Source organism: Gelidibacter sp., from assembly GCF_035515035.1.
In the GTDB taxonomy this organism is placed as follows: Bacteria; Bacteroidota; Bacteroidia; order Flavobacteriales; family Flavobacteriaceae; genus Gelidibacter.
The window spans coordinates 1-2756 of sequence record NZ_DATJCA010000063.1 but is presented as its reverse complement, the minus strand read 5'-3'; the positions used below and the strand labels follow the sequence as shown (position 1 = coordinate 2756).

Below are 2756 nucleotides of genomic sequence, written 5' to 3'. Positions count from 1 at the left end.
CGTCACTTTTGGCAGCTTGAGCGCCACCACGCGAACCGTTGTACACTTGGATGACAAATGCATCAATCGTATTGCGTGAATCCTTCTTGAATTCTAGAAGTCTGTCAATATCTTTAGGTTGATCAATAGTTACAAGTCCTTCTTGCGCATTAACTGAAATTGTTGCCGTAAAAAAAGCCAGGGCAATAAAGGATAATCTTAATATAGGTTTCATCATGATGTGTGTATTCATTAGGAGAATGATCTCATTTATGTAAAAATGAATTTTTTTAAGCCATTCTTATCCGGCAAAAATATCAAAATTAATTTGTAATGTGCTTATATGAAAACAATAAACTAAATAACCGATATTTTATTATTTAGAATGTTTATAAATTATCAATTAACACTTCTGTAACATTTCTAAAATCGACTTTAAGTATTACTTTTGCGAGTGATTTTATAACCGTATTTTTTTCTTTTTAATGAAAAAATCGTACCAAAGATTGGAAGATAATTCAACTAATAATATGAAACAGGTGATACACTGTAAATTGGCCACTAAATTTCTTCGTTTAGGGCTTTTTATTTTACTTGCGTTTTCAGCATCGGTTCAAGCCCAAGAGGGAGATCCTGCCAAAGGGAAAACATTATATAATGCCAACTGTGCTGCATGTCACAAATTAGATGGACCAATGACGGGGCCACCGCTTCGTAACATTGAACAAAAATTAGCAGATGAAGAGGGTCTTGACAGAGCATGGTTAACTGCTTGGATTCACAATAGTGCTGGACTTATTAAATCTGGTGATGCTTACGCCAATAAAATTTATAACGAATACAACCAATTGCCAATGATGCCGTTTCCGCAGTTGTCGGATCAGGATATCAGTGATATTTTGGCTTATACTGCTGAAGAGAAAAAGGCTCCTACGCCTGTAGCGGCTGGTTCAGAGGCAACTGGTGCTCAAAGCGGAGGATCTGGAACATCAAATCAATTAATTCTAGGTGCATTAGCTTTGTTGTTTGGTTTGTTGGCTATGGCTTTAGTTCTTGTAAGACGTACTTTAAATCGTTTTGCTGAAGCTAAAGGTGTTATTGTTGAAGACGATAAAAAACCGTCTATTTGGAGAGCTTTTGTTCAAAATCAATTCTTGGTGTTGGTTACGGTTATTTTATTATTGCTGACCAGTGCCTATTTTGTATACGGCTATTTCATGCAAATAGGAGTGGATCAAGGTTATGAGCCGGTGCAGCCCATCCATTATTCACATAGAATTCACGCTGGAGACAACGGTATTGATTGTAAATACTGCCACTCTTCTGCTCGCGTAAGTAAAACTTCTGGCATACCTTCATTGAACGTGTGTATGAATTGTCATAAATCTATTTCTGAAGTCTCAGAAGAAACCTTTGCAGAGGGTAAAACCTATGGTGTTGATTATAACGAAGAGATTCAAAAATTATATGCAGCTACCGGTTGGAGTGTGGACGAACAAAAATACACAGGAGAGCCACAGCCTGTAAAGTGGATCCGTATTCATAATCTGCCTGACTTTGCCTATTTCAATCACGCACAACACGTAACCGTTGGGGGTATTGAATGTCAAACCTGTCATGGTCCGGTAGAGACAATGGAAATCATGTCTCAGTTTGCTCCATTGACCATGGGATGGTGTATTGATTGTCATAGAACGACCGATGTGAAAATTGAGAATAATGAATATTACACCAAAATTCACGAGCAATTATCCAAGAAATATGGTGTTGAGAGACTTACCGTTGCGCAAATGGGAGGTTTAGAATGTGGTAAATGTCATTATTAATAAATTAAAGATACAGTAACTGGTTTTGATTAAAAACCACTAGCTATCAACTAATAACTATTAAAGAATATGTCATCAAACAAGAAATACTGGAAAAGTGTTGAAGAGCTAAACACAGATAGCTCTATTGTTGAGGCGCTTAAACAAAGAGAATTTGTTGAAGAAATTCCTACAGACGAATTTTTAGGCAACAAATCCAGTTTGGAATCGTCTTCAACAACACGTCGTGATTTCTTAAAATATGTTGGTTTCAGTACAGCCGCGGCATCTTTAGCGGCTTGTGAAGGACCGGTTATTAAATCCATCCCTTACGTTGTACAGCCCGAAGAAATCATTCCAGGTGTGTCTAATTACTACGCTACAACAATTGCTGATGGTTTTGATTTCGCAAGTGTATTAGTGAAAACTCGTGAAGGGCGACCAATTAAAATAGAGAATAACGATTTGGCCACTTCACAAGGTGGGGTTAATGCCAGAGTTCATGCGTCAATTTTAGGGTTATACGATAGTTTAAGAGTAAAGGGACCTCAAAAAGAGGGTTCGGACATTTCCTGGGAAACATTTGATTCTGAAACGACTCAGAAACTTACTGAAGTGATGAATTCAGGCAAAGACATCGTGCTTTTGACACAAACTTTTGCCAGCCCATCTACAAGCAAGGTTATTTCTGCATTTAAAGAGAAATATGGCAATGTGCGCCATGTGATTTATGATGCTGTTTCTGAATCTACTGCATTAGATGCTTTTCAAGCTAAATATGGAGAACGCGCATTAGCGAATTATGATTTTTCTAAAGCTTCAACGATTGTATCGGTGGGTGCTGATTTCCTTGGAGATTGGCAAGGTGGCGGGTTTGAATCAGGATATGCCAAAGGTCGTGTTCCTACAGACGGAAAAATGTCAAGACATATTCAAATAGAAGCGAATATGTCTCTAACAGGTGCGAATGCT

Annotated in this window: 2 protein-coding genes and 1 pseudogene; 2 read left to right on the top strand and 1 reads right to left on the bottom strand. The window is 37.8% G+C overall.

What is annotated here, in order from left to right:
* Positions 1-232, bottom strand: a pseudogene (locus VLZ86_RS05155) (hypothetical protein); the annotation flags it as partial.
* 277 nt (positions 233-509) lie between these two features.
* Here VLZ86_RS05155 and VLZ86_RS05150 point away from each other — a divergent pair.
* Entirely contained in the window at positions 510-1805 is a 1296-nt protein-coding gene (locus VLZ86_RS05150; RefSeq protein ID WP_325449414.1) for a c-type cytochrome, read from the top strand.
* A 69-nt stretch (positions 1806-1874) separates the two neighbouring features.
* On the top strand, positions 1875-2756 hold an 882-nt coding region (locus tag VLZ86_RS05145; protein WP_325449412.1), incomplete at its 3' end, for a TAT-variant-translocated molybdopterin oxidoreductase.

Bases quoted from the DNA above. Each gene is read 5' to 3' on its own strand.
- VLZ86_RS05150 (WP_325449414.1), top strand. From the start codon at position 510: ATGAAACAGGTGATACACTGTAAATTGGCCACTAAATTTCTTCGTTTA.